Here is a 26,455-nt window from a genome sequence, read left to right on the forward strand (position 1 = left end):
TCAGTCTTCCTTCATACATAAAAATGAGAAAAGGAGGCGTAAATATGGCGAAAATGAATAGTCAAAAGATGAGAAAACTATTAGAAGAGCGATTAACGGGTGCGGATTGGTCATTTTTATTTGATCGTGAAAAAGATACGCTGCGCGTTGAACATCAGGAAACGAAAAAAGGTGTAACCATTTCTTTACCTGGGCTAATTGCAAAATGGGAAGAAAAAAAGGAAGCGGCTCTAGATGAAATGGTATATTATATAAAAGAAGCTCTTCGTGTTATGAACGATGAACAGCAGGTAACGGGAAAAGAAAAGCGCATTTATCCAGTTATTCGCTCAACGTCTTTTCCAGATAAATCGAATGAAGACGTGCCGTTGATTTATGATGAACATACAGCTGAAACACGCATTTATTATGCGCTTGATTTAGGCAATACATATCGTCTATTAGATGAGAAACTAATTCGTAAGGAAAATTTAGATCTATCCGCAGTGCGGGAAATAGCTAAATTTAATCTTCGCTCTTTGCCGATTTCACATAAAAAAGATACGGTAGCAGGCAATGACTTTTATTTTGTAAATCAGAACGATGGATACGATGCAAGCCGAATTCTTAACGAGACATTTTTGCAAGATTTTGCTTCTAGTGTTTCGGGCACAATGGCTATAGCAGTACCCCATCAAGATGTGCTGATTCTAGCTGATATCCAAAACGAAACGGGTTATGATATTCTTGCGCAAATGACCATGAGCTTTTTTGCAAGTGGACGTGTACCCATCACAGCTCTTTCATTTTTATACGAAAACGGTGAGCTAGAACCTATTTTTATTCTAGGAAAAAATCGCAGTAAAGGACGGGACTAATTATGAATCTTTTTTATAATAAAGAAGGTATCGGCGATACGTTAATCGTCAAGCTAGAAGATATCGCAATTGAAAATCGCACGTTTGAAACAAAAGGCGACGTTGTGCGTATCTTTGATCAAAAATCAAATACAACAGCTGGCTATAACATCTTTCATGCTTCTTCTAAGTTAAAAGTAGAGGGAAATGGTTCTCTTGAATTAACAGAAGAAATGGTGGAAGAAGTAAATCGTGTACTTAGCGAAAGCGGTTTTGAAGGTAAACTTGAAGTGGATTTATCTCCTAAATTTGTAGTGGGATATGTTCAAGAGAAAGAAAAGCATCCAAATGCAGATAAGCTGAACATCTGTAAAGTAGATGTTGGCACAGAAACACTTCAAATTGTGTGTGGAGCACCAAATGTAGACGCAGGTCAAAAAGTCGTGGTAGCAAAAGTAGGAGCGGTTATGCCAAGCGGTATGATCATTAAAGATGCAGAGCTCCGCGGTGTACCTTCTTCAGGTATGATTTGCTCTGCTAAAGAGCTGGCGCTTCCGAACGCTCCTCAAGAAAAAGGGATTTTAGTACTTGAAGACAAATATGAAGTAGGTCAACCTTTTCAAGCATAAAAGCAGAGTGCCATACTGATTTATAGGGCAAAAGCAGGATGTTTTTTTACACCTATATTTCAAAGCGTTACAGTTGCTGAAAAGCAATTGTCAATTCTTAAAAAGGTTTGATAAAATTAAAAGCCACTAGTATATACTAGTGGCTTTTTTCGCGTTTAATTATGAGTGCTAACTAGACGCGAAAAAATATTTTTGCAAAGAGGAATTTTACTGTATAAATAAGGGAAGCAAAATAGTAGATTTTATAGTAAGAGTTCAAGCATACGTGATAGAATGATAAATGAAAAGATAGTATATATATCCATCTCAGAGAATACTTTGAGGCCAAAGGTAAATAAAGGATACATGGATAGCTTTTTGTAGATATCGCAGCACTGCGATATAAGAGGCTAAACGAAGTAAGATAGTCTGATAGAAAGAGTGATAAAAATGGGTTTTGTACGAAAAGTAATGGATTATTTACTAGGATACGAAGTGAAAGAAATCGTTGTAGACGAACATGGAAATACAACGGAAGAATACCCTTTAAATAGAGAAAAAACAATTCCTAAAAAGAAGGCTCCTAAGCCGAAACAAATGCAGTCAGTTCATCAAAAGCCAGTGATGAAAGCAGCGCCAAAACCTGCTGTTCCACACTCGGCCAGAACGCAAAAGCGGAGTTACAGTGAAGAGCAGCAAGATGTTCATACAAAAGTAGCTTATCAATATCCAAAAGGAACATTTCGTTTTCCTTTAATTGATGATACGGGAGAAGCAAAAAAGGCAGCAGCTCCTAAAAATGAACCAAGGCCTGTAGCAAAAAAGGCACCGGCTTCGTTTTATCAAGAGCCTGTTCGCAAGTCGGCGCTAACGCAGCCTAAGTCAGTATCTCAGCCGTTAAAAACGGTATCTGAAAAGAAAGAAGCGGTTCCGCAAGTAAGAAAACGTCCGTTTCGTCCGACTGAAATTCCTTCACCTGTTTATGGGTTTAATAAGCGGCCTTCTAATGTTGTACAAAAAGGAAGTGAGGAAGTAGTAGAATATGAGCTTCCGAGTACACAGTTATCAAAAGCAGCGTTTGAAGATGAAATTTACCGACGAGCGATGAATACAGCTGTTGTAGAGCCGTTAAGAAAACCAGTTTCTAAACCTATAGCTGAAGAAGCACCGATTCAAGAAACAGAAGAAATGATGCAACTGTCTTCTCAGCGTTTTGCTCAGTGGAAGCAATATGAGGAAAATCAAAAAGAGAAGCTATCATTTCCTGAAGAAAAGCCAAGTTCTTCAGCAGCTGTAAAAGAACAGGAAGAGGCGCCAGCTTTTGAAGAATCACACGCGGTCGAACCGTTAGTGGGACAAGAGAGAACTCTTGGCTGGGATTTAGCGAAAGGTATGACAGCGGCCGAAGAAGTTCCAATTTCAGAGGAAACGCGTCCGTCTGAATCATCAGTTTCTCTCCAACAAGAGATAGGAAATGAGACTGAAGAAGTAGAAACAGAAACGTTGATGGACGGAAGCGCAGTGTTTTTACAAGCAGCAGAAGAAGTAGAAGCACTAAAGCCTAGAAAGAAAGAAGTTCCAGCTGCTGAGAAAGAAAGTGACGTCATTTTAGAAGAGCCAGCAAACAGTGTTCATATGGAAGCAGAACATGAGCTGAATTCTGAAAGTTTAAATTCATCGCAACCCGCAGCTGATGAACGGCAACCAGAAGCGGCATCGGCTGTTGTTCACCAAGAGCTTGAAAATTCGGTGATAAAAGAGGAAGGGAGCAGTATGCAGGAAAGTCAAGAGTTACAAGAACAAGTACAGCAAGAGTCAGCTGTAGAACCTCTTGTACCTGCAGAACAGCCAGGAAATGCTGAACGAGCTCGCGGTAAGCGATTAGTGCCTTTTAACGTGATGATGCTGAAAAAAGACCGCACGAAGATGGAGAACGGCTCTCGTGAGAAAAGTCAGCCGTCACAGACTTCCCACCAAAAGCAGGAGCCACAATCTCTGCAAAAAAAAACGGAAGTAAGTAGGCAAGAAGAAGTTCACGGTGAAAAAACCAAAGAAGCGGTTCCGCAGGCTTCGTTAAAAGCTGAAGAACCTGTAAATGTAAAGGCTTCTTCTCCTTATGCATTTCCTGGAATGAACTTGCTTAACATTCCTCCAGCTGCTATTGAAGAAGATAATCAATGGGCGGATGAGCAGCGTGAGCTTTTGGATATGACATTAAAAAACTTTAACGTTCGAGCTAAGGTCGTAAACGTCACGCAAGGTCCTACTGTGACCAGATTTGAAGTACATCCTGAACCCGGTGTGAAAGTGAACAAAATCACGAATTTAACAGATGATATTAAACTAAGCCTAGCCGCGCGTGATATCCGAATTGAAGCGCCGATTCCAGGGAAAAATACGATTGGAATTGAAGTGCCAAATCGTCAAAGTAAGCCGGTGTTAATTCGTGAAATTTTGAGGCATCCTTCTTTTAGAAAAGATAACTCTCCTTTAACGGTGGCATTAGGATTAGATATTTCAGGAACGCCGGTTGTGACTGACTTGAATAAAATGCCTCACGGTTTGATTGCCGGAGCGACAGGGTCTGGTAAAAGCGTGTGTATTAATACTATTATCGTCAGCTTGCTTTATAAAGCTGCGCCACACGAAGTCAAGCTTATGTTAATTGACCCTAAAATGGTTGAACTAGCTCCTTACAACGGTATTCCGCATTTAGTCAGCCCGGTTATCACGGATGCTAAAGCAGCTACTACAGCTTTAAAATGGGCAGTAGAGGAAATGGAGCGCCGTTATGAACTGTTTGCACATGCGGGCGTACGTGATATTACAAAATACAACGAACGTGTAAAAGAACATAATGAAAAAAGCGGGGAGCTGCCGTATCTAGTTATTATTATTGATGAACTTGCTGACTTGATGATGGTATCTCCAGGGGAAGTAGAGGAAGCTATTTGCCGTATTGCACAAAAGGCAAGAGCGTGTGGCATTCACTTATTGCTTGCAACGCAGCGTCCTTCTGTAGATGTTATTACAGGCTTAATTAAAGCGAATGTGCCAACGCGTATCGCATTTTCTGTTTCTTCGCAAGTTGATTCACGTACAATTATCGACACAGGGGGAGCAGAGAAGCTATTAGGTAAAGGTGATATGCTGCTTCTTGAAAACGGATCTTCTAAAAGCGTTCGAATTCAAGGGAACTTTGTTTCAGATGAAGAAATTGATCGCGTTGTAGATCATGTCAAAAAACAAATGAAGCCAACATACTTATTTGATCAAGAAGATTTGTTGAAAAAGCAGCAAAGCTTTGCTTCAAATGAAGAAGATGAGCTTTTCTATGAAGCATGCGAGTTTGTGCTAGATCAAGGCGGTGCATCTACTTCCAGTCTGCAAAGACGCTTCAGAATGGGGTACAATCGGGCAGCGCGTCTAATTGATATGATGGAGCAGCAAGGAATTATTTCAGAAGCAAGAGGAAGCAAGCCGAGAGATGTGCTCATTACCGAAAACGAGCTTCAGGAAATGGAAAGTCAAACAGCCACTTCTACATTTTAAGCTGTTTTTCAACATGTAGGTTAAAAAAGAGGCTATGCAAAATCAGCAGGATACAGCATTGTGTGAGCTAACGCTCTGTCACTGTATCCGTGGCTTCTTTTTTTCCTGCTTTAAGTTCGTTTATACAGAATTTGAGTAGAGATTTTGGAAGAAATCCATGAAGAAAAAAAGGAAAAGGTTTGTCAGAACTAGTAAAATGATTTACTATATGTAAGGATAATGTGTGTGTTGGTTTTTCAGCATGTGATAGTTTGCTATCATTTCTCACCAGCAGAAACATATGAGCTGAAGGCGTATAAAGAGGACAAACTAAAATAATTAGAGTACGAGTGAAGAGTAATGACAGAAGAAAATCATGAACTGATTAACTTTAATGAAATTCGTGAACAAAAGCAGCTTCAGTCTGATAATGCTATTTGCGACTTTTACAATCAATATTTCTTTTTTGTGAACCGCTATACGAATATACGAGAAAAAGTGCGGGCTTCACATTTATTTAAAGAATTAGTAAACTTGCCTCATGAGGCGCCTCTGTCTGATTCCCATGAACAATTATTTTTTCAGTGGTTTGCATTTGAATATGTAACCATTCAGGGGAAAACCCTGCTGCAGCTTTTTTTAGCTGATCAGGCGAAGCAGAAAACAGAGTCGTTTTTGATTCAAGGAGCCTTTTTTTTGACGAGTGTACTAGAGCCAATTATTGTGTCTAAAGTACCTAATTCGTTTTTCTTAAAAGGATATACCCCATTGACAAATGAGCAGGTTATCATCAAAGATGTAAGAGGAAGATTTGCAAATTTAGAGGAACAACAAGTAATTTGGATTCGAAAAATAAAATCAATCGGATATGACGTGTTAATTGACTCTTTCTTTTTAGGACATAAACAACGCATTGAACAGTTAGTAACGCAATATAATGACAAAAAAAATGCAATGACATGGCGCTCGTTTTTAAAACAGCAGGCTATATACTATGTGATGAAGCCAAAATAAAAGGCCGTTTCGCAAGGGAAGAGAGTAGAAATGGAGTCATGGAGTTATGTTATAAGAAGTGATATAATGTACGAATGTTATCGTGAAATCAGCAATCAAACGACATTTATATACGTTTGTAAGAGCAATTCTAGATAACCGTCATATACTGTCTTACAGATAGACGAATGTTGGAGGTTCTTTATATGACAGTTTACCATTTTGTAGGTATTAAAGGAACAGGAATGAGTGCGCTTGCGCAAATCCTAAACGATATGGGCTTTCAAGTTCAAGGATCGGATATTGAAAAAGAAATTTTTACGCAAAAAGCACTAGAGCAGCAGGGAATCCCTGTTTTACCATTTGATAAAAATAATATTAAAGACGGCATGACTGTAATCGCAGGAAATGCTTTTCCTGATACGCATGAAGAAATTGCAGAAGCAGCTTCAAAAGAAGAAGTCAAGCTTGTACGCTATCACCGTTTCTTAGGTGACTTTATGAAACAGTATACGAGTGTAGCCGTAACAGGAGCACACGGAAAAACATCCACAACGGGTATGTTAGCGCATGTGATTCAAGGAGCTGAACCTACTTCATATTTAATTGGAGACGGTACGGGTAAAGGTGTAAAAGACAGCAAGTATTTTGCGTTTGAGGCATGTGAGTATCGCCGCCACTTCTTATCTTATACGCCAGACTATGCAATTATGACGAATATTGATTTTGATCACCCTGATTATTTTGCCAATATCGATGATGTATTCAGCGCGTTCCAAGAGATGGCACTTCAAGTCAAAAAAGGAATTATTGCCTGTGGTGACGATGAACATCTGCAGCAAATTCAAGCGAAGGTACCTGTTCTTTATTACGGATTAGGCGAAGAAAATGATTTCCAAGCACGTAATATTGTAAAAAGCACAACAGGCACAACATTTGATGTGTTCGTTCGTAATACATTCCACGCATCATTTGAAATTCCAGGGTATGGCGACCATAACATCTTAAATGCACTTTCTGTTATTGCACTTTGTCATTATGAAGAAATTGATGTTGCTGTGCTGCAAGAGCGTTTTAAAACATATCAAGGTGTAAAGCGTCGTTTCAGTGAAAAGAACGTTGGCAAACAAGTGCTAATCGATGATTATGCACACCATCCAACGGAAATTAATGCAACGATTTCAGCTGCTCGTCAAAAATATCCAAACCGTGAAGTTGTAGCTGTTTTCCAACCGCATACTTTTACGCGTACACAAACGTTCTTAGAGGACTTTGCAGCAAGCTTACAGCACGCTGATAAAGTATATCTATGTGACATTTTTGGATCAGCTCGTGAGCATCAAGGTAAATTATCAATCGAAGATTTACGAAGCAAAATCAGCGGAGCTGAATTAATTAATGAAGAAACAATTGAATCGTTAAAAGACCATAATGAAGCTGTATTAGTATTTATGGGTGCTGGAGACATTCAAAAGTTTGAAAAACTATATCAGCAAACTGTATCATAAAAAAAAGGCACTCAGGAGAGTGCCTTTTTTTATTTCAAAACTCATTTTAAATTTTCAGGATTTAACGCTTTTAATTCCTCAATGACAAATAGCCCGTCTTTACGAATTAACACGTCATCGAAATAAATCTCACCGCCGCCGTATTCTGGACGCTGAATCATCACCATATCCCAGTGAATATTTGACTTGTTTCCATTATACGCATCTTCGTAGCACTCGCCAGGAGTGAAGTGGAAGCTTCCGTCAATTTTTTCATCAAATAAAATGTCTTGCATTGGATGTTGAATATATGGATTTACGCCAATCGCAAATTCGCCAACAAAACGTGCGCCTTCATCCGTATCAAAAATGCCGTTGATGCGTTCTGTATCATTAGCGGTTGCTTCAACAATCTTACCGTCTTTAAATGTTAAGGATACATTTTCAAACGTAAAGCCTTGATAGTTAGAAGGAGTGTTGTAAGAAATTGTGCCGTTTACAGAATCACGTACAGGAGCGGTGTATACTTCACCGTCCGGAATATTCATTTCCCCGGCACACTTCACTGCAGGAATATCTTTAATAGAGAACGTTAAGTCTGTATTCTCACCTGTTAAACGCACTTTGTCCGTACGGTTCATGAGCTCAACTAAAGCATCCATCGCTTTGCTCATTTTGCCATAGTCTAAGTTACATACATCAAAATAAAAATCTTCAAATGCTTCTGTACTCATTTTAGCAAGCTGCGCCATTGAATTGTTTGGATAGCGAAGAACAACCCATTTTGTTTTTGGAACGCGAATTTCTCTATGTACTTTTTTACCGATCGTATTTCCTTGGATTTTCATTTTCTCTGCCGGAACATCTGATTGTTCAAAAATGTTTGAACCGGAACGCAAGCCAATATAAGCATTCATTTCTTTCATTACATTTGCTTCAAAGTCTGCCATCATATTGAACTGCTCTTCTTGTGCACCGTTTAAAAGAGCTCGGTCTACCGAATGATCTTTTAGCAGTACAAATGGATAGCCACCCGCCTTGTACGCTTCATCTACAAGTGCTGTCACAAGTTCGCGCTGAAGTCCAAAGTTTTCGATTAATACTTTTTCTCCTTTTTGAAGGCGAACAGAATAATTAATTAAATTTTTAGCTAATGTCGCAATTCTAGGGTCTTTCATAAATAGTGCCTCCTTAAAATAACAATGATTGGTGATTCACTTTCTATTGTACCCCACTGAGCTTATTTTGTTTGTTTTTATGCTTTAAAATCCTTTTTTTCTTTAGGAAGGGAAATAACTCATATATCGCGAAATAATGTAGCAATCTTCCCTTTTTCTGAATAAAAGCAGAGAGAATATGGTAAAGTTAAAGAGTCTATAGGGAATAGAAGGTTTAATTGTTTATAAAATTGGGAAAGTAGTTATAACAAGAGAGAAGAAAATAGGAGGTGCCTTGCACAGATGGTTATTATTCTTTATTTAAGCGCTGCTATTGTTGCCATTGCGATTTTTTACCTGGTGGTTTCCGTGTCCAAAACATTGAAATCCGTTCAGCACACATTAAATTCAGTGGCAGGTACTTTAGACGGTGTAGAAAAACAAATGACAGGAATCACAGCCGAAACAACTGCACTTTTACATAAGACTAATCTGTTAGCTGAAGATATTCAGCGTAAATCCGAAGCGCTGAACACAGTGGTGGATTCTGTTAAAGGCGTAGGTGACTCAATTCAAGACCTAAATAAGTCTATTAAAAGCGTATCATCAAGCGTTTCAGAAAAAGTAGAAGAAAATAAAGAAACTGTTGCTCAAGTCGTTCAATGGAGCAATGTTGCATTAGACGTATGGGAACGTATAAAATTAAGAAAACAGAAAAAAGTTGATGCAGAGCCTGTACCTGTTGAAGTAAAAGAAAAAGCGGTTCAACGCTCACGCTCATTTTCATAAGGATGAACTTTAAAGGAGGAGACGCATATGTCAAACAAACCAAATAAACCAAACAACACTTCAAATAAAGGCTTTTTAGTAGGAACAGTGATTGGAGGAGTTGTAGGAGCTGCAACGGCATTACTACTTGCTCCAAAATCAGGTAAAGAGTTCCGTTCTGATTTAAATGAGCAGGCAGCTTACGTTCGTTTAAAAACGGAGCAAGCGAAAAACAGCGCTGTTGAAAAAGGACAAGGGTTTGCTCAAACGGCTAAAGAAAAAACGGCTGGTTTATCACAAACACTGTCTGAGCAATCTTCACAAGTAGTGGACAAGGTGAAAAACTTCCGTAAAGTAGATCCTGAACACGAAGCATTACCGCCAACAAGCTTAGAAGTGCTTGCTGATGAAGTTGAGTCTCAAAGCAACGAAGACGTTCAGCAGAAGCTCACAGAAGCTCAAAAAGCACTAGATGAAGTGGAAAGCACAGTACCACGACCATAATAAAGAATCAAAAGCGTTTACCCTATAGGGTGAACGCTTTTTTTGTATGTCATGTAGGTGGGATAACAGCAAGTAAATAATCTTTTCATTGCGGAAAAAAACTCCACCTTATAAATGAATTTATGAGCATCATACATAAAGCTGAGCACTCTTTTTGTATGGGAACGGTCAAACCATGTAAACTTAAGAGTAAGTACAGAAAGGGTGAAAAAATGAAAAAAATTTCAACAGTTGAAGAGTTCGAACAAGTTGTAAAAGAAAACAATCGCTTTTTATTTTTAAAACACAGCACAACGTGTCCAATTAGTGCAGCTGGTCATGAGGCATTTTCAGCGTTTGCTTCTAGTCATGAAGACATTCCTTCTTATTATCTTCATGTTCAAGATTCACGTGATGTATCTAACTATATCGCTGAGACGTATGAAGTGAAGCATGAATCACCTCAAGCGCTTCTGTTTGAAGATGGAAAAGTGAAGTGGCATGTTTCTCACTGGAACATTAACGAAGACGAATTAGCGAAAAACGTAGCTCACTAATCGAAAAAGTATTTTAGTAAAAGAAAAATCCGAACATTAATCGTTCGGATTTTTTCAGTGGCATGGTGAACGTAGGTTTACTGTATGTAGCTGCTTCTAGCGGTATGACAAGCAATCCATAATAGATTGTTTATCCCATTTGTTCGCCTTTAGATTGGAGCGATTTAGCTATGCCTCAACCTCTTTTTTTTATAAGCTGATTGCGGTTTCATCCGCTTTTTCGTACAATAGATGTAGTTTAGCACATAAAAGCAGAGAAGCCCCTTACATATATCCTCCATCATCTATCATCTTATGTAGTAACCCTGCTAAACGGATTGTTTAAAATCAGTGAAAGGGTGGACGTACATGACGAATTCAGATCTTCAGCATTTGCGATCTCAAATTGACGAAGTAAATATGAAACTGTTAAAGCTTATTAATGAGCGAGGCGAGCTTGTTCAAGAAATAGGAAAGTTAAAAGGAATGCAGTCAACCAAACGGTTTGATCCCGTTCGTGAACGATCAATGCTTGATGCGATTTTAAGCAAGAATGAAGGACCGTTTCAAACGTCTACGCTTCAACATATTTTCAAAGAGATCTTCAAAGCTCATTTAGAGCTTCAAGAAGATGATCATCGTAAAGCACTTCTTGTATCCCGTAAAAAGAAGCCGGAAAATACAATTGTTACGGTAAAAGGAGAAACAATTGGTGACGGACTTCAGCGTTTTGTAGCAGGACCTTGTTCCGTTGAAAGCTATGAGCAAGTAGCAGCCGTAGCAAAAGCCGTGAAGCAGCAGGGCGTGCGGATGCTTAGAGGCGGAGCCTACAAGCCAAGAACATCTCCTTATGATTTTCAAGGCCTTGGCTTAGAAGGATTGCAAATTTTAAAAAGAGTAGCTGACGAATACGATTTAGCTGTTATTAGTGAAATTGTCGATCCTGCTGATATTGAAACAGCTGTAGAATACGTAGATGTGATTCAAATTGGTGCTCGTAATATGCATAATTTTGAGCTGTTAAAAGAAGCGGGTGCGGTGAAGAAGCCTGTCTTATTAAAGCGAGGCTTAGCCGCTACGATTGATGAGTTCATTAACGCTGCTGAATACATTGTTTCAAAAGGAAATGATCAGCTGATTTTATGTGAACGAGGAATTCGTACGTATGAGCGAGCAACGCGAAATACGCTGGATATTTCAGCTGTGCCCATTTTAAAACAAGAAACTCATTTACCTGTTTTAGTCGACGTCACGCATTCAACGGGAAGAAGAGATTTACTTGTTCCAACGGCTAAAGCAGCTCTTGCCATTGGTGCAGATGGAATTATGGCAGAAGTTCATCCGGATCCTGCGGTAGCACTTTCAGACTCAGCTCAGCAAATGGATATCCCGCAATTTACAGAATTTATGAAGCAGCTAAAACCTATATGTAACTTAAATTTATAAAAAAACGTAAAAATGAAAAATTCGTATACTTTTATGACAAGTTTGAAGCACTTAATGGTTTCAAGCTTGTTTGCCTTTCGTTATAATAAAGATAAGCGAAATTATCCCGTATTTTGAAAACAGTCGATAACTTTTGTCAAAATAGGAAAGAATAAGTGCAAATCCAAAAAACAAGAATTTATGAAATTCTCGTGAAACTTGTCGGAAAAAGGCGGTAAATACGTTGCGATGAAGCACATAGTATCGTATAGTAGTTACAGATATTCGCTATCATTCTGTGAGTGCATATGATATAAATTCGCGATTCACTTTTTTTATTTACTTAATATACACCGTCTTTTACATTGTTACATATAAACTGGTAAAATTGTCTTTGCCACGTAATAATAAGGGCATAACAGGAATGATTTAGATGCATACAGGGTATCTAAGCTGTATGTAAGAGTGAAGGAGCTAGAAATAGCCATTCTATAAAGGAAGATGGATTTATATACGTAAATACAAGAAATGAAATAAGGATAAAATAAACGAAATGTTTTTCGATAAGGAGTGTTTGTTGTGAACGTAACAATTTATGATGTAGCAAGGGAAGCAAGCGTGTCGATGGCAACGGTTTCTCGTGTGGTAAACGGAAATCCAAATGTAAAACCATCAACTAGAAAAAAAGTATTAGAAACAATTGAAAGACTAGGCTATCGTCCGAACGCAGTAGCGCGTGGATTAGCAAGTAAAAAAACAACGACAGTAGGAGTTATCATTCCTGATATTTCAAATATTTTCTATGCAGAATTAGCGCGTGGAATCGAAGATATTGCAACGATGTACAAATATAATATCATCTTAAGTAACTCCGATCAAAATCAAGATAAAGAACTTCACCTTTTAAATAACATGCTTGGCAAACAAGTAGACGGAATCATCTTCATGAGTGGAAACGTAACGGAAGAACACGTAGAAGAGCTAAAAAAATCACCGGTTCCAGTTGTACTTGCAGCATCAATCGAATCAACTAACCAAATCCCATCTGTAACTATTGACTATGAACAAGCAGCTTTTGATGCAGTGCAATCACTAATTGACAGCGGTCATAAAAATATTGCATTCGTTTCAGGTACGCTAGAAGAACCAATCAATCATGCGAAAAAAGTAAAAGGGTACAAGCGTGCTCTTGCTGAAAGCGGATTGCCTGTGCGTGATTCTTATATTGTAGAAGGAGACTACACGTACGATTCAGGTATTGAAGCGGTTGAAAAACTATTAGAAGAAGATGAAAAGCCAACTGCTATTTTCGTTGGAACGGATGAAATGGCATTAGGCGTTATTCACGGGGCACAAGATCGCGGGTTGAATGTACCAAACGATCTAGAAGTTATCGGTTTTGATAACACAAGACTTTCAACAATGGTTCGTCCTCAGTTAACATCTGTTGTACAGCCAATGTATGATATTGGTGCAGTAGCGATGCGTCTCTTAACGAAATACATGAACAAAGAAACGGTAGACAGCAGCATTGTACAGCTTCCTCACCGCATCGAGTTCAGACAATCAACAAAATAATACCTGTGAATGAATAAGAACGAATCCAAAGTTCAGACACGGGGAGATAGAATATGAAAAAAATTGATATGCTCACACCTATAGGGATACTAATTGGTATCTCTATGGTTGTGTTTGGGGTTATTTCAAGTGGAGGAATGAGCGGTTTTTTAGCTTTTATTGATGTACCATCGATTTTAATTGTACTAGGAGGCGTTTTTGGTACGCTGTGCGTGAGCTTTCCTTTAAAACAATTAAAAAATATGGGAAGAGTAGGGAAACAAGCGTTTCAATCTAAAGATATAAATGTAGAAGAAATTGTAGGAACATTTGTACATTTATCGGAAAAAGCGCGTCGAGAAGGCCTTCTATCGTTAGAAGCAGAGCTTGAGCAAATCGATGATTCATTTGTGAAAAAAGGTATTCTGCTAGCCATTGATGGAGTAGAACCGGAAGTGATTCGAGAGCTGCTTGAAGCTGAAATAGCTGCAGTGGAAGAAAGACATGCGAGAGGTCGAAGTATGTTCGAAAAAGCAGGCGATTATGCCCCCGCTTGGGGAATGATTGGGACGCTCGTTGGGCTAGTGCTAATGCTTAAAAGCCTTAATACCCCTTCATCGCTTGGGCCTAACATGGCAATTGCTCTTTTAACGACTTTCTACGGGGCGCTGCTTTCAAACTTGTTTTTTCAGCCAATCGCAGCTAAATTAGCTGGTAAAACGGAGCATGAGCTTTTTGTTAAAGAAGTGATTATTGAAGGTGTCATCGGCTTGCAGGCGGGTCAAAATTCTCGCTTTGTGCAAGCAAAGCTAAAAGTATTTGCCCCTGTTGAAAAGCGAAAACTGGAAGAAAAGAGAGAACACGTTCGTGAAGCGTAGAAGAAAAAGGTATTCGGCACAGTCGCCAAAATGGATGGTAACATTTGCTGATTTGGTGACGTTAATATTAGTTTTTTTTATTTTACTATTTTCAATGTCTAGCGTTGATAATCAAAAGTTTCAGACCGTTGTCAATTCGCTTACAAGCGGTGGCTTATTAGCTTCTGTAGAAAAGAGCGAGCAGTCTCAAAACCTGGATAACATTTTAGCAAAAGTGCAGAATTACCTGAAGGAAAATAAGCTTCAGAATGTCATTACTGCTAAGCGAGATGAACGCGGAGTTGTGCTTATTTTACAAGAACAGGTGCTGTTTGAAACAGGACAAGCGGACATTTTGAAAAAAGGTACCCCTTTTCTGGATGAATTAGGAAGGTTATTCAGTACTATTCCAAATGATATTAAAGTAGAAGGTCATACCGACAATCGACCCATTCACACCTATCGTTATCCATCGAATTGGGAACTATCGGCAGCGCGTGCTAGCGGCGTCATACGTTATTTAACGAACCATTTTTCTCTTTCTGCTAACCGCTTTGAAGCACTTGGATACGGAGATACAAAGCCGCTTGTTCCGAACACGTCTAATGGCAATCTACAAAAAAATAGACGCGTCGAAATTATTATTTCAGATCCCGAAGCACAGTGAAAAAGGCCATACGCTTGTATAGCCTTTTTTTAAGAATGAGATGTATGAGAACGAATAGGATAAAGAGCGCGCTCAAGAGTTTGAGCGTTTTTTTCTGTTATTTCTGGTTTTCTTGGAATTGGCTGATAGATATTAGGTTCATCATCCCACTGCGTGCAAACGGGTTGAGGTGATATTTTTGTCCATTTTTCAAGCCATGACAGAGGAAGCATGCCTTCTGCCTTTCGTTCAACCATTTCAAGCCAAATGAATGACCAAGCCCGAGGAACAACCCGCCAAATATCATAACCTCCTCCGCCAACCGCAATCCATCTTCCCTGACAATATTCATGGGCAATTTCATGAGCAATTTTAGGAATCTCACGGTATATTTTCGTGGTGCCGCATAAATGAGTGAGCGGATCGTAATAATGAGAATCGGCTCCATTTTGTGTCAAGATAACATCTGGTTTAAAAAAAGCAGCTACTTCTTTTAAAGAGGTCTTATAAACATCGAGCCAAGACTCATCTTCGGTATAAGCATCAACAGGCACATTAAATGAATAACCATAGCCTTCACTGTGCCCGCGTTCGTTAACGTTTCCCGTGCCTGGAAACAAGTAGCGGCCCGTTTCATGAATGGAAAGAGTACAAACGGAAGGGTCGTCATAAAATGTCCATTGAACGCCGTCACCGTGGTGAGCATCTGTATCGACATAGAGAACGCGCGCGTTGTACTTTTGCTGCATATATTTGATGGCTACCGCGCTATCGTTATAAATACAGAAGCCGGAAGCTTTTCCTCGAAAGCCGTGGTGCAATCCTCCTCCTAAGTTTAGAGCGTGCTTAGCTTTTCCAGTCATCACATAATCTACAGCAGTAAGTGTACCCCCAACTAAAAAAGCACTGGCTTCATGCATGTTGGGAAACATAGGTGTATCTTCTGTTCCAAGACCAAAATCTGCTGCTTTTTCAACAGAAAGCTCGCCGCTTCCTGCTAATTTTACCGCTTGAATATAGCTAGTATCATGGACAAGCTGAAGTTCTTCATCAGATGCCATCCGCGGTAATACAATATCTTGATTGCCTAAAGCGCCAAATTCCCGTAACAGTTCATATGTTAGTTGAACACGAAGCTGGTTAAACGGATGATTATTGCTGAATTTGTACGAAAGAATATCATCTGAATAAATAAATACAGCATTACTAGTCATTACGTCATCTCCGGTAATTTAGGCCACAACACCTCATAGCCGTTTTCTTTTAATGTATTTATACTAATCAATGGATTAATAGCTTGAATGCGAAGCACAAGGATTTTATATCGTTCATCTACATCAGGGTAGACAAGTACGCTTAAGATGTTTGTTCTCGTTGAACCAAAAAGGGATGTAACTTCAGCGAGCACGCCAGCCTTATTTTCTACTTTTATTTCAATTTGTGAACCTGGCTTATTAGTGCCGGTAAGCTGAATAAACGTATGTAATAGATCTCTTTCAGTAACAACGCCTACTAACCGCTTGTTTTTTGTGACGGGAATACAACCGATTTGATGTTCATAAAAAATGCTTGCAATTTCTTCAACAAAATCAAGAGGGTGAGCTGTAATGACTTCTGTTTGCATAATCATCCGTACGGGTTCGGATAGAAGAGCAGATGTATAAGTATTATCTAAAATAGATGGACTTGCATCTCTGACGTCTCGATCAGAAATGATTCCAACTACGTGATGAAGGTCATTAACGATAGGAATATGTCTAATCTTATGTGTATCTAAAAGTTTCATAGCTTCAGCAATCGTATGGTCGGGGGTTAAGGTAACGAGATCAGTTTTCATCATCTCTTCAACAATCATCAGACACAGCTCCTTTTCTTAAAGGTCAGCTTAATACATAAAGCGATTTCGAAAGCGCAGGCTATCAAATTCTTGTATGCTTTCTTGAGGGACTCTGCTCCCGATTCTTACCATCAAACAATTAGCAGGGTGGGAGCTAATCTCCGGATCATCTGTGGCAAACCACGTCAGTCCGCCTTTATTCATCATTTTCTCCATAATTTTGCGGTAATCCCACACATTTAGCCCTGTTCCTTTTAAATCCCAATGCCAGTAGTATTCTGTCGTAATGACAATATAATCTTCCATTGCATCATCCATCATAGATACGATAAGCAAGTTTTTACCAACAGCGTAGCTGCGAAATGGAGCGGCTACCTCTATAGCTCCTAATTCGATTAAATTCTCCATATTTCCTTCCGACCATCGTTCTAGAGGATCGGGATATAAAAAGGTTACATAACCAATGATTGTATGATGATGGCGAGCAATAATGATTCTACCTTCAGGCAAGTTGGCAATCTCGATCAATGCTTCTTTTTGCTGTTCAGGTGGACGAAAGGCCGTTAGTTGCTCATGAAAATCAAGTTGTTGCAAGGTCTTGGAGGAGACAGGTCCTTCAATAACAATTGCTCCAACAGCTGTTTTTAGTTCTTTCATATTATATGTTTGGGAATGTTTCACATGAATCACCACCTTCAAGCAGTCTTATCTGTATTATAATATAAAAAAAACTCTATATTAAAGCGTTTTCAAAAAATTAAATGAAAGAAAAGGAGTTTTTTAAAAAACATAGAATAGGAAATTAAAAGAGATTCTTGTTAATTCGACACTTCTATAACAAAGGTTGTCATATAACAAGGGAGACTATTATCCCAATTCCGACAAAAAATTTTTATAAAATTGTGAAAAGTCTATTTTTGTTATATAATAGGTTTGTAAATTTTATACATAAGGGGGAGTTTGTGATGAAGGTGGAAGCGCTTCCTGTAATTGAAGGGGTATACAACTTACAGGACTATGATAAAACGTATCAAACCTTTGACTGGTCACAAGTGGAGAAGGAATTTTCATGGCATGAAACAGGTAAATTAAATGCAGCTTATGAAGCAATTGATAAGCACGCAAACTCTACGCGTAAAAATAAAGTTGCGCTTTATTATCGAGATGCGCAGCGCAATGAAAAATATACATTTAAAGAAATGAAAGAATGGTCAAACAAAGCCGCAAACGTGCTAAAACAAGCAGACGTAGAGAAGGGAGATCGCGTGTTTATCTTTATGCCTCGCTCTCCGGAACTTTATTTTGCATTGTTAGGCGCGGTGAAGCTTGGCGCTATTGTTGGGCCTTTATTTGAAGCGTTCATGGAAGGTGCAGTAAAAGATCGTTTGCAAGACAGTGATGCAAAAGTGTTAATTACGACGCCTGAATTGCTGAGCCGCGTTCCGGTGAAAGATTTGCCAGCTTTAAAACACATTCTCCTGGTAGGGGAAAATGTAGAAGAAGAAGGCATTCAACTAGATTTTCTGAAGCGATTAGAAGCGGCGAATAAAGAGGTGGAGATTGAATGGGTAGATAGAACAGATGGTATGCTGCTTCATTATACATCAGGTTCAACTGGAAAACCAAAAGGGGTGCTTCACGTTCATAATGCAATGCTTCAGCATTATCAAACTGCTAAGTGGGTGCTCGACTTAAAAGATGACGATGTGTATTGGTGTACAGCAGATCCCGGTTGGGTAACGGGGACTTCCTATGGGATTTTTGGTCCTTGGCTTGCTGGAGCAACCAATGTGATTGTGGGAGGACGATTCAGTCCAGATGCATGGTATCAAGCGCTTGAAGATTTTGGCGTAACGGTTTGGTACAGTGCACCTACAGCATTTCGTATGCTAATGGGTGCTGGTGATGACTTAGTTAAACGCTATGATTTAAGCAATCTCAGACATGTATTAAGTGTGGGAGAACCGTTAAATCCTGAAGTGGTACGCTGGGGAATGAAGGTGTTCCAAAAACGTATTCATGATACGTGGTGGATGACTGAAACTGGGGGTCAAACGATTTGTAATTATCCGTCTATGAAAATTAAGCCAGGATCTATGGGAAAACCAATTCCAGGTGTACAAGCAGCAATCGTTGACGATCAAGGACAAGAGCTTCCACCTTATCGAATGGGTAATTTAGCAATTAAAAAAGGTTGGCCATCTATGATGCATACGATTTGGAACAACAAAGAAAAGTATGAATCATATTTTATGCCAGGTGATTGGTACGTATCAGGTGATTCGGCGTATATGGATGAAGACGGTTATTTTTGGTTCCAAGGCCGAATCGATGATGTTATTATGACGGCAGGAGAACGCGTGGGTCCATTTGAAGTAGAAAGTAAACTCGTTGAACACCCTGCTGTAGCAGAAGCGGGTGTCATTGGTAAGCCTGATCCTGTGCGCGGGGAAATTATTAAAGCATTTATCGCACTTAGAGATGGATATGAATCTTCAGATGAACTGATTGAAGATATTCGTCAATTTGTGAAAAAAGGGTTAGCTGCTCATGCAGCCCCGCGTGAAATCGAGTTTAAAGATAAGCTACCTAAAACACGAAGTGGTAAAATTATGCGTCGCGTTTTAAAAGCGTGGGAATTAGATTTGCCAACGGGCGATTTGTCAACGATGGAAGACTAAGGAGTAAATGTTTCAATCTTTGTAGGGAAAATAAGTGGTTTTTATAAAGTTCAAACAGCCAGCTGTTTGAACTTTTTTTTGGACTTGAATTTTAAAATGAAATCATTCATAATTGTGGGGTGTAAACTTTTAAATAAAATAAACTGCAGTGATAGGAAGAAGTAATACTTGTCTCCCTGTTTAAGAGAGCTGATGGTTGCTGAAAATCAGTACATAGACAAATATGAAATACGTCCTTGAGCATCTTTTGTGAACTTACAGTAGCAAAAGACGGGTAGACCGTTACATCATTTAAGTGGGAAATAATTTATTTCCAAATAGGGTGGTACCGCGATATTTTCGTCCCTTCTTTTTTAAGAAGGGGCGTTTTTTATGTTGTTCAACAAATTGTAACGAGCAATTAGATAAAGGAGAGAATATATAACATGGATATTTTACAAGATCTTGAGTTTCGAGGGCTCATTAACCAACAAACGGATGAAAAAGGTTTAAGTGAACTTTTGAGTAAAGAGTCTGTTCGTTTATACTGCGGATTCGATCCGACAGCCGACAGCCTTCACATCGGCCACATGCTTCCTGTTTTAATTTTACGTCGCTTTCAACAAGCTGGACACCAACCAATTGCATTAGTTGGTGGAGGTACGGGTCTTATTGGAGATCCAAGCGGTAAAAAAGCAGAGCGTACGTTAAATGAAAAAGAAACGGTTGCCATGTTTAGTGAGCGTATTAAAGGTCAGCTTTCACGCTTCTTAGATTTCGAAGAAGGTGAAAATGCAGCAGTTATTGCAAATAACTATGACTGGATTGGATCATTAGATGTTATTACATTCCTACGAGATATCGGTAAAAACTTTGGTATTAACTATATGATGGCAAAGGATTCTGTTCAATCTCGTATCGAATCAGGCATTTCATTTACGGAATTTAGCTACATGATTTTACAGTCATACGATTTCTTGAATTTATACCAAACATATAACTGTAAGCTTCAAATTGGCGGCAGCGACCAATGGGGAAATATTACGGCCGGCTTAGAATTAATTCGTAAATCAGAAGAAGATGCAAAAGCATTTGGATTAACAGTTCCGCTTGTAACAAAAGCGGACGGGACGAAGTTCGGTAAAACAGAGGGCGGAGCAATTTGGCTAGACCCTGAAAAAACAAGTCCGTATGAATTCTACCAATTCTGGATTAATACAGATGATCGTGATGTTATAAAATATTTAAAATACTTTACATTCTTATCACACGAAGAAATTAATGAATTAGCAGCTTCTGCAAAAGAAGCTCCTGAAAAACGTGAAGCACAAAAAGCACTAGGGGCAGCGATGACTACGCTTGTACATGGTGAAGAAGCTCTTGAGCAAGCAATTCGTATTTCGCAAGCTTTATTTAGCGGAAGCATTTCAGAGTTAACAGCAGAAGAAATTAAGCAAGGATTCAAGGATGTTCCTTCTTACACGCATACAGGTGAAGATATTGGTTTAATTGATTTACTTGTAGAAAGTAAAATTTCTCCTTCTAAACGTCAAGCACGTGAAGATATTTCAAACGGTGCGATTTACTTAAACGGTGAGCGCGAGCAAGATTTACAAAAAACAGTAGGTGCAGAAGACCGTATTGAAGGTCAATTCACAGTGATTCGTCGAGGCAAGAAAAAATATACGCTTATTCAATACGCATAAAAAAAAGGCCGAAAGGCCTTTTTTTTATATATAGACAGTAAAAAGCCGCTCCATAAGGAGCGGCTTTTTACTATTAACGAGAGTAGAACTCTACGATTAGTGCTTCGTTGATTTCAGCAGATAATTCAGAACGCTCTGGTAAGCGAGTGAATGTACCTTCTAATTTCTCAGCGTCTACTGTTAAGTAGTCTGGTACGAAGTTGTTAACTTCAAGCGCTTCTTTCACGATTGAAAGGTTGCGAGATTTTTCGCGAACACCGATCACTTGACCAGGTTGTACACGGTAAGATGGGATGTCAACGCGTTTACCATCAACTAAAACGTGACCGTGGTTAACTAATTGACGAGCTTGACGACGAGTGCGTGCAAGACCCATACGGTATACTAAGTTATCAAGACGAGCTTCTAAAAGAATCATGAAGTTCTCACCGTGCTTACCAGTTAATTTACCAGCAGCAACGAATAAGTTACGGAATTGACGCTCAGTTACACCATACATGTGGCGTAATTTTTGCTTTTCTTGTAATTGTAAACCGTACTCAGAAATTTTCTTACGTTGACCTGGGCCGTGTGGACCTGGAGCGTAAGGGCGTTTTTCTAATTCTTTACCTGTACCACTTAGAGAAAGACCTAAGCGACGAGAGATTTTCCAACTTGGACCTGTATAACGAGCCATGATGACTCCTCCTTGTTTGTGTTTTTATTTTATGCAAAACAAAAACAGACACATTCTAGCGATATGCTCATTTTGTTTTCATGTACCATCGCTCTAGCAGCAGAGAGTTACACGATACACCATCTTGTTAAAAGGATTGCTACTTCTGTAAAACAATCTTTTAATGAGGAACAAAATGAAAAAACATAAAGAAGATTGTATAAGCTGCAATATTTCACACAACGAGTATTATAGGTGTTTCCTCGTATAAAGTCAAGGAAGATTGAAGATTAAAAGAATGTAAAAGAAAGGATATATTCTTTTGAAGTATGAAAGGAGAAGAAAGAACATAAGAAAACGGTGGCGATGGGCTAATCAAACGTTTGTTTAATAAGCAAAAACCGCTGATGTACAGCGGTTTTTTTGCTTATTCATATTCAAAGAAAAGAAGTGAGTTCTTTGACGAATTCTTCAAGATACTGTTGATCAATTTCATCAAAACGATTTTTGATTGGACTGTCAATATCAAGAACACCTAAAAGTTTACCGTCTTTTACCATTGGCACAACGATTTCAGATTGAGAAGCAGCATCACATGCAATGTGGCCAGGGAATGCATGAACATCTTCAATTCGCTCTGTTCGTTGATTTTGAGCTGCTGTACCGCATACGCCTTTTCCAAGTGGAATGCGAACACAAGCCGGCAGCCCCTGGAAAGGACCGAGTACTAACTCGCCGTCTTCCATTAAATAAAAACCTACCCAGTTTACTTCATTTAAAAATTGATTTAGTAAAGCTGAAGCATTTGCTAGGTTAGCAATGGTATTGCTTTCTCCTTCTGATAGGGCGCGTAATTGCTTAATTACTAATTCATAATCCTTTTGTTTTGAGCCGCTGTAGTTTTCGACATTAAACAATGTATTCTCCTCCATTCAACATAAGATTTAATGAATTTTTATCAGGAAACGTCAGTTTTAACGCTACTTTGTCGATAAAAGATTACAGGAACTAAAAAGCCTATCACGAATTATGTAGAGAGGCTACTAAAATCCTTTTTAAATACTGTAACGATTTCTACACAATTTTGCAATCATATGTGTTTTGTAAAAATAAATCGAAATGAGGTGTAGATAGATGGCTGTACAGTCAAAAACGAAAGAGAAAATTATTGATGCGGCTGTTTCTCTTTTTAACGTAAAAGGTTTTGATGGTACGTCGGTGCGCGAGATTGCAGGAAAAGCGAAAGTGAACGTAGCGAATATTTCATATTATTTTCATAGCAAAGAAGGATTGCTTGAAAGTTTAGTGATTTCTTATTTTGAAGGTTATATTGGGGTGCTGGAGCAAGCATTCCAAGAAATGAAAAAACTGTCTCCAACAGAAAGTATGATCGTGATGATTCGAGCTATCTTACATTACCAGCACGAAAATAGGCATATTGCCCGACTCGTATATAGAGAAATCTCTCTTGACACGATTTTAATTCGAGAAGTTATGACTACGTATTTAACCAAGGAAAAATACTACTTAAAAACAATCCTTGAAAGAGGGATGAAAGAAAAGGAGTTTCGAAAGCTGCACGTTTCCTTTACAATCATTGAGCTTAAGGGCATGCTGTCTATGCCTTATCTTCATCCTCAGTACCTAAGTGAAGTTCTTCATATATTGCCTCACGAACCTTATTTTGTTCAGCAATATGCGATTGAGCTTGAGCAATGGGTGCACACAACAGTATGTTTGCCATATGAACGGACAAACAAACTGCGCGTTCAATTATCCTAAATGGAGCTCTCCATAGCCTTGGCCTAAATCCTTCGCACAGTGGGCGTCTGACCCATATACGAGAGGGATTTTTTTCTGTTGGGCTGCTTTTACGACAAAGGGAGCTGGATACGCTTCCTTGCACAAAGGCTTAAACAACCCTGCACCATTATAATCCAAAGCCAGATCTTTCATTTTTATTTCATCGAGTATTGATAAAATAATAGGGGAAAGTGTGTCTTCATATGGAAAGTGAGTTTGAAATTTATGTACGAGTGTCATATGACCAATGCGCTTAGGCTTATAAACGCCTAAATTGGCCTGTACAGAGCGTAATACCGTGTTGTAATACTTATCATATACTTTGCTTAGGCTGCCAAACTTCTGTACAATATGTGCAAATACGTCAGAGCTAAAATCTAGGCAGTCATATCCTTCTTCATGTTTTAAGAAGTGGACAGAAAGGATGCTGTCATCGAGATAACGACCATACTCGTTTAAAAAATCTGTTGTTTCGTGTTCAAATCCTTCAATAAAGTCAACTTCCAATCCGATATTAATACGAATATCGCGCTCAAATTCTTTTTTAACTTGCTGTACGTTTTGAATGTAGCGATCAAGTTTGTCAGGATCCATTCCGCTGTCGCGATCAGGGGTCGGATCACTGAAGCTTTTTGGTAATGGAGCATGCTCTGTAAACGAAATCTCGTCAAAGTTCAGGGAAATCGCCTGTTCAACATATTGTTGCAATGAATCAGGTGAACCGTGTGGGCAAAATGGAGTATGAATATGTTTGTCAACTTTCATAAAAAATGCCTCCTTTTTTCTTCTTTTTCCATTGTAACGACACAAAGTGACTCCATGCCAATATTTTGTATAAAAAAATTTAATTTTTTGCTCAAAAGTTGGACTTTACATGGTATCATAAAAACATTGACGCAAAAAAATTTAAAGGATTAAATTCACCCTTTTTATAAATAAGAAACTTGTCATGTAGAACGCACTGTAAGGGGGCTTAGTATGGAATTCATTATAGCACTAATCATACTTATTATCGGATTAGTTGTGTACGGAATGTTTTCACGTAAAAAGATTTATCAAGAAATTGATCGCCTGGAAACGATCAAAGTCGAATTAGCAAATACGCCAGTTGCAGAGGAAATTTCAAAAGTAAAAGAATTGAACATGACAGGTCAAACTGAAGAGCTATTTGAACGTTGGCGTGAGCAGTGGGATGAAATTATATCAACTAATCTCCCGAAAATTGATAAAGAACTGTTTGAAACGGAAGAAGCAGCAGATAAATACCGATTTAAAAAAGCGAAGCAGTTATCTATACATATTGATCAAGCCTTAGAACAAACCAAGATAGATATTGAAAACATACTTACTGAACTTCAAAATTTAATTGGTAGCGAACAAGATAATCGATATGATATTGAGGAATTAAATCAGCTTCACCGCCATGTGAAGAAAAAATTGCTCGCACATCGGTATTCCTATGGAAATGCTGAAAAAACGTTAGAATACGCAATTAATACATCTAAAGAGCAGTTTAAAAAATACGAGGAAGAGACGATTAACGGAAACTATCTTCAAGCACGTGAGATTGTTCTTCAATTAAAAACTGATTTAACAGCTATTGATTCGTATTTAGAACAAATTCCAAAAGTGTTAGTTGAGTGTCAGACCACTCTTCCTGTTCAGTTCAATGAACTGCTTGACGGGTTCCGCGAAATGAGTGAGCAGGGATATGTGTTAGATCATCTGCAAGTAGAAGAAACGATAGAGCTTTTAAAACAAGAAACTGCTGAAATTATTGCAGATATTGAAGAATTATATGTGGAAGAAGCGATTACAAAACTAGATGATGTGAACGAACGCTTAGAGCAGTTATATGACTCACTTGAGCATGAGGTTTTCTCCTATCATAAAATGAACCGTGAATCTCATACGGTATCTAACTTCCTTCGTATGCTTCAAGAACGAAACCGTGAACTTCGTGAAGAAACGCTATTTGTACAGCAAAGCTATCATTTTAAAGAGCGCGATTTAGACGTATATTATAAAATGGACCGCGAACTAAAACGATTGACTAACTTGTACTATAATATTTCGGACAAGGTGGCGGAGCACAATTTAGCCTACAGTGTGATCCAAGAAGAACTCGAAGACGTTTCCAAACAGCTTAACCAATTAAAAGAATCTCAGGAATCCTATAGCGATATGCTACAAGCTCTTCGCAAAGATGAGCTCTCAGCTAAGGACAAAATAGAAGAACTGAAATCTCAGTTGATTGAAGCACGACGCCTTATTCAAAAAAGCAACCTTCCTGGTGTTCCTGAAGAATATAAAGTGCAGCTTGAAAAAACGGTTCATATCTTAAATGAAGTAACCGCTAAGCTGAAAGAAAAACCGCTTAATATTCAAGCTGTTCAATCTTTACTTGAAGATGCTGTTGGTTTTGTTCAGGATACATTTGATGAAACAGAGGCAATGTTAGAAGAAGCGCGACTCGTTGAAAGAGTGATTCAATACGGTAACCGTTATAGAAGTACTCATCACTCGATTGCACAGTCTTTAGAAGAAGCAGAAGAAGCATTTCGTCATTACGAATACAAAGAAGCATTAAAACAGGCATCTGCAGCTATTGAGCAAGTAGATCCTGGTGCGCTGGATCGTATACAGCGTATTGTATCTTCACAGAGTTAAAAAGCTCGTGTCCAAAGGACACGAGCTTTTTTATGACGCTTTTCTTTTCTATTTGTTTGATGATAACCTTCTGCAACGCTATATAGCCTACGAACGTGCCAGCAACTGTTGGGAAGGACCAGTCAACACCTTGGTTATAAAGTGGTAAATAGTTTTTGAAAAGATGGTCTATACTTGTTATGATTACTAAGGCAAAGCCTAATTTAAAAAAGTACCAAGGTGTGATATGATAATACGTTG

23 protein-coding genes and 1 other annotated feature are annotated in these 26,455 nt (G+C 38.7%); of the genes, 16 read left to right on the forward strand and 7 right to left on the reverse strand.

The genetic code is table 11. The features are described from left to right. The first annotated feature begins 44 nt into the window (after window positions 1-44). The 5 genes from MMB69_RS00375 to murC all read left to right on the forward strand — a co-directional run bounded on the left by MMB69_RS00375 (window position 45) and on the right by murC (window position 7,476). Window positions 45-857: a DUF1444 domain-containing protein gene (locus MMB69_RS00375; protein WP_221784702.1), complete on the forward strand. Its 813-nt coding sequence runs from the start codon at window positions 45-47 to the stop codon at window positions 855-857. Window positions 858-859: 2 nt separating this feature from the next. Continuing rightward, window positions 860-1,465 carry a YtpR family tRNA-binding protein gene (gene ytpR, locus MMB69_RS00380; RefSeq protein WP_013085234.1) on the forward strand — a complete coding sequence of 202 codons (606 nt, stop codon included), beginning with the start codon at window positions 860-862 and terminating at the stop codon, window positions 1,463-1,465. Window positions 1,466-1,894: 429 nt separating this feature from the next. Continuing rightward, window positions 1,895-4,996 carry a DNA translocase FtsK gene (locus MMB69_RS00385; protein ID WP_221784701.1) on the forward strand — a complete coding sequence of 1,034 codons (3,102 nt, stop codon included), beginning with the start codon at window positions 1,895-1,897 and terminating at the stop codon, window positions 4,994-4,996. A gap of 339 nt (window positions 4,997-5,335) precedes the next feature. Further along, window positions 5,336-5,989 carry a hypothetical protein gene (locus MMB69_RS00390; RefSeq protein ID WP_013059500.1) on the forward strand — a complete coding sequence of 218 codons (654 nt, stop codon included), beginning with the start codon at window positions 5,336-5,338 and terminating at the stop codon, window positions 5,987-5,989. A 185-nt stretch (window positions 5,990-6,174) separates the two neighbouring features. After that, a complete protein-coding gene (murC, locus tag MMB69_RS00395; RefSeq protein WP_221784700.1) occupies window positions 6,175-7,476 on the forward strand; it encodes a UDP-N-acetylmuramate--L-alanine ligase in 1,302 nt (433 codons plus the stop codon). Between the two features lie 41 nt (window positions 7,477-7,517). On the opposite strand, the gene MMB69_RS00400 is transcribed toward murC, so the two are convergent. Further along, complete coding sequence (locus MMB69_RS00400; protein ID WP_221784699.1) at window positions 7,518-8,633, reverse strand: aminopeptidase; 1,116 nt, start codon at window positions 8,631-8,633, stop codon at window positions 7,518-7,520. A 282-nt stretch (window positions 8,634-8,915) separates the two neighbouring features. Between MMB69_RS00400 and MMB69_RS00405 the strand changes: the two genes are divergently transcribed. The 7 genes from MMB69_RS00405 (at window position 8,916) to motS (ending at window position 14,905) form a co-directional block, all read left to right on the forward strand. Further along, the gene (locus tag MMB69_RS00405) at window positions 8,916-9,401 is read left to right on the forward strand and encodes a DUF948 domain-containing protein (RefSeq protein ID WP_013059497.1); all 486 of its coding nucleotides are present in this window, start codon (window positions 8,916-8,918) and stop codon (window positions 9,399-9,401) included. Window positions 9,402-9,428: 27 nt separating this feature from the next. Continuing rightward, window positions 9,429-9,884 carry a YtxH domain-containing protein gene (locus MMB69_RS00410; RefSeq protein WP_013059496.1) on the forward strand — a complete coding sequence of 152 codons (456 nt, stop codon included), beginning with the start codon at window positions 9,429-9,431 and terminating at the stop codon, window positions 9,882-9,884. Window positions 9,885-10,096: 212 nt separating this feature from the next. Further along, window positions 10,097-10,420: a bacillithiol system redox-active protein YtxJ gene (gene ytxJ / locus MMB69_RS00415; RefSeq protein WP_221784698.1), complete on the forward strand. Its 324-nt coding sequence runs from the start codon at window positions 10,097-10,099 to the stop codon at window positions 10,418-10,420. Between the two features lie 348 nt (window positions 10,421-10,768). Then, window positions 10,769-11,845: a bifunctional 3-deoxy-7-phosphoheptulonate synthase/chorismate mutase gene (locus tag MMB69_RS00420; protein ID WP_221784697.1), complete on the forward strand. Its 1,077-nt coding sequence runs from the start codon at window positions 10,769-10,771 to the stop codon at window positions 11,843-11,845. Window positions 11,846-12,403: 558 nt separating this feature from the next. Next, a complete protein-coding gene (ccpA, locus tag MMB69_RS00425; RefSeq protein ID WP_221784696.1) occupies window positions 12,404-13,402 on the forward strand; it encodes a catabolite control protein A in 999 nt (332 codons plus the stop codon). 53 nt (window positions 13,403-13,455) lie between these two features. After that, a complete protein-coding gene (gene motP, locus MMB69_RS00430) occupies window positions 13,456-14,259 on the forward strand; it encodes a flagellar motor protein MotP (RefSeq protein ID WP_221784695.1) in 804 nt (267 codons plus the stop codon). Next, window positions 14,249-14,905 carry a flagellar motor protein MotS gene (motS, locus tag MMB69_RS00435; RefSeq protein WP_221784694.1) on the forward strand — a complete coding sequence of 219 codons (657 nt, stop codon included), beginning with the start codon at window positions 14,249-14,251 and terminating at the stop codon, window positions 14,903-14,905. The genes motP and motS overlap by 11 nt, the downstream gene beginning before the upstream one ends. Window positions 14,906-14,934: 29 nt before the next feature. Here motS and MMB69_RS00440 read toward each other — a convergent pair whose 3' ends face one another. Genes MMB69_RS00440 through MMB69_RS00450 form a run of 3 tightly spaced genes read right to left on the reverse strand, consistent with a single transcriptional unit; the run spans window position 14,935 to window position 17,402 of the window. Then, window positions 14,935-16,098, reverse strand: a complete 1,164-nt coding sequence (locus MMB69_RS00440; protein ID WP_221784693.1) for an acetoin utilization protein AcuC — start codon at window positions 16,096-16,098, stop codon at window positions 14,935-14,937. Continuing rightward, window positions 16,098-16,739, reverse strand: a complete 642-nt coding sequence (locus MMB69_RS00445) for an acetoin utilization AcuB family protein (RefSeq protein WP_016765739.1) — start codon at window positions 16,737-16,739, stop codon at window positions 16,098-16,100. Before MMB69_RS00445 ends, MMB69_RS00440 begins: the two co-directional genes overlap by 1 nt. Before the next feature lie 30 nt (window positions 16,740-16,769). Next, complete coding sequence (locus MMB69_RS00450) at window positions 16,770-17,402, reverse strand: hypothetical protein (protein ID WP_013059488.1); 633 nt, start codon at window positions 17,400-17,402, stop codon at window positions 16,770-16,772. A gap of 284 nt (window positions 17,403-17,686) precedes the next feature. Here MMB69_RS00450 and acsA point away from each other — a divergent pair, with 284 nt between their 5' ends. Further along, window positions 17,687-19,402, forward strand: a complete 1,716-nt coding sequence (acsA, locus tag MMB69_RS00455; RefSeq protein WP_043975961.1) for an acetate--CoA ligase — start codon at window positions 17,687-17,689, stop codon at window positions 19,400-19,402. Between the two features lie 139 nt (window positions 19,403-19,541). Further along, window positions 19,542-19,752 (forward strand) — a binding site (T-box leader). 75 nt (window positions 19,753-19,827) lie between these two features. Next, complete coding sequence (tyrS, locus tag MMB69_RS00460) at window positions 19,828-21,087, forward strand: tyrosine--tRNA ligase (RefSeq protein ID WP_221784691.1); 1,260 nt, start codon at window positions 19,828-19,830, stop codon at window positions 21,085-21,087. 73 nt (window positions 21,088-21,160) lie between these two features. On the opposite strand, the gene rpsD is transcribed toward tyrS, so the two are convergent. Together rpsD and MMB69_RS00470 are read right to left on the reverse strand one after the other, a co-directional pair. Continuing rightward, window positions 21,161-21,763 carry a 30S ribosomal protein S4 gene (rpsD, locus tag MMB69_RS00465; RefSeq protein ID WP_013059485.1) on the reverse strand — a complete coding sequence of 201 codons (603 nt, stop codon included), beginning with the start codon at window positions 21,761-21,763 and terminating at the stop codon, window positions 21,161-21,163. Window positions 21,764-22,179: 416 nt separating this feature from the next. Continuing rightward, window positions 22,180-22,659, reverse strand: a complete 480-nt coding sequence (locus MMB69_RS00470) for a GAF domain-containing protein (protein WP_013059483.1) — start codon at window positions 22,657-22,659, stop codon at window positions 22,180-22,182. 217 nt (window positions 22,660-22,876) lie between these two features. Here MMB69_RS00470 and refZ point away from each other — a divergent pair, with 217 nt between their 5' ends. Continuing rightward, window positions 22,877-23,524, forward strand: a complete 648-nt coding sequence (refZ, locus tag MMB69_RS00475) for a forespore capture DNA-binding protein RefZ (RefSeq protein WP_050688629.1) — start codon at window positions 22,877-22,879, stop codon at window positions 23,522-23,524. On the opposite strand, the gene hisJ is transcribed toward refZ, so the two are convergent. Next, complete coding sequence (hisJ, locus tag MMB69_RS00480) at window positions 23,516-24,310, reverse strand: histidinol-phosphatase HisJ (RefSeq protein WP_277447007.1); 795 nt, start codon at window positions 24,308-24,310, stop codon at window positions 23,516-23,518. The genes refZ and hisJ overlap by 9 nt on opposite strands. A 213-nt stretch (window positions 24,311-24,523) precedes the next feature. Here hisJ and ezrA point away from each other — a divergent pair, with 213 nt between their 5' ends. Then, entirely contained in the window at window positions 24,524-26,215 is a 1,692-nt protein-coding gene (gene ezrA / locus MMB69_RS00485; RefSeq protein ID WP_277447008.1) for a septation ring formation regulator EzrA, read from the forward strand. Window positions 26,216-26,455 lie beyond the last annotated feature (240 nt).

Origin of the sequence: Priestia sp. P5, from assembly GCF_029522155.1 — a bacterium.
GTDB lineage: Bacteria > Bacillota > Bacilli > Bacillales > Bacillaceae_H > Priestia > Priestia megaterium_E.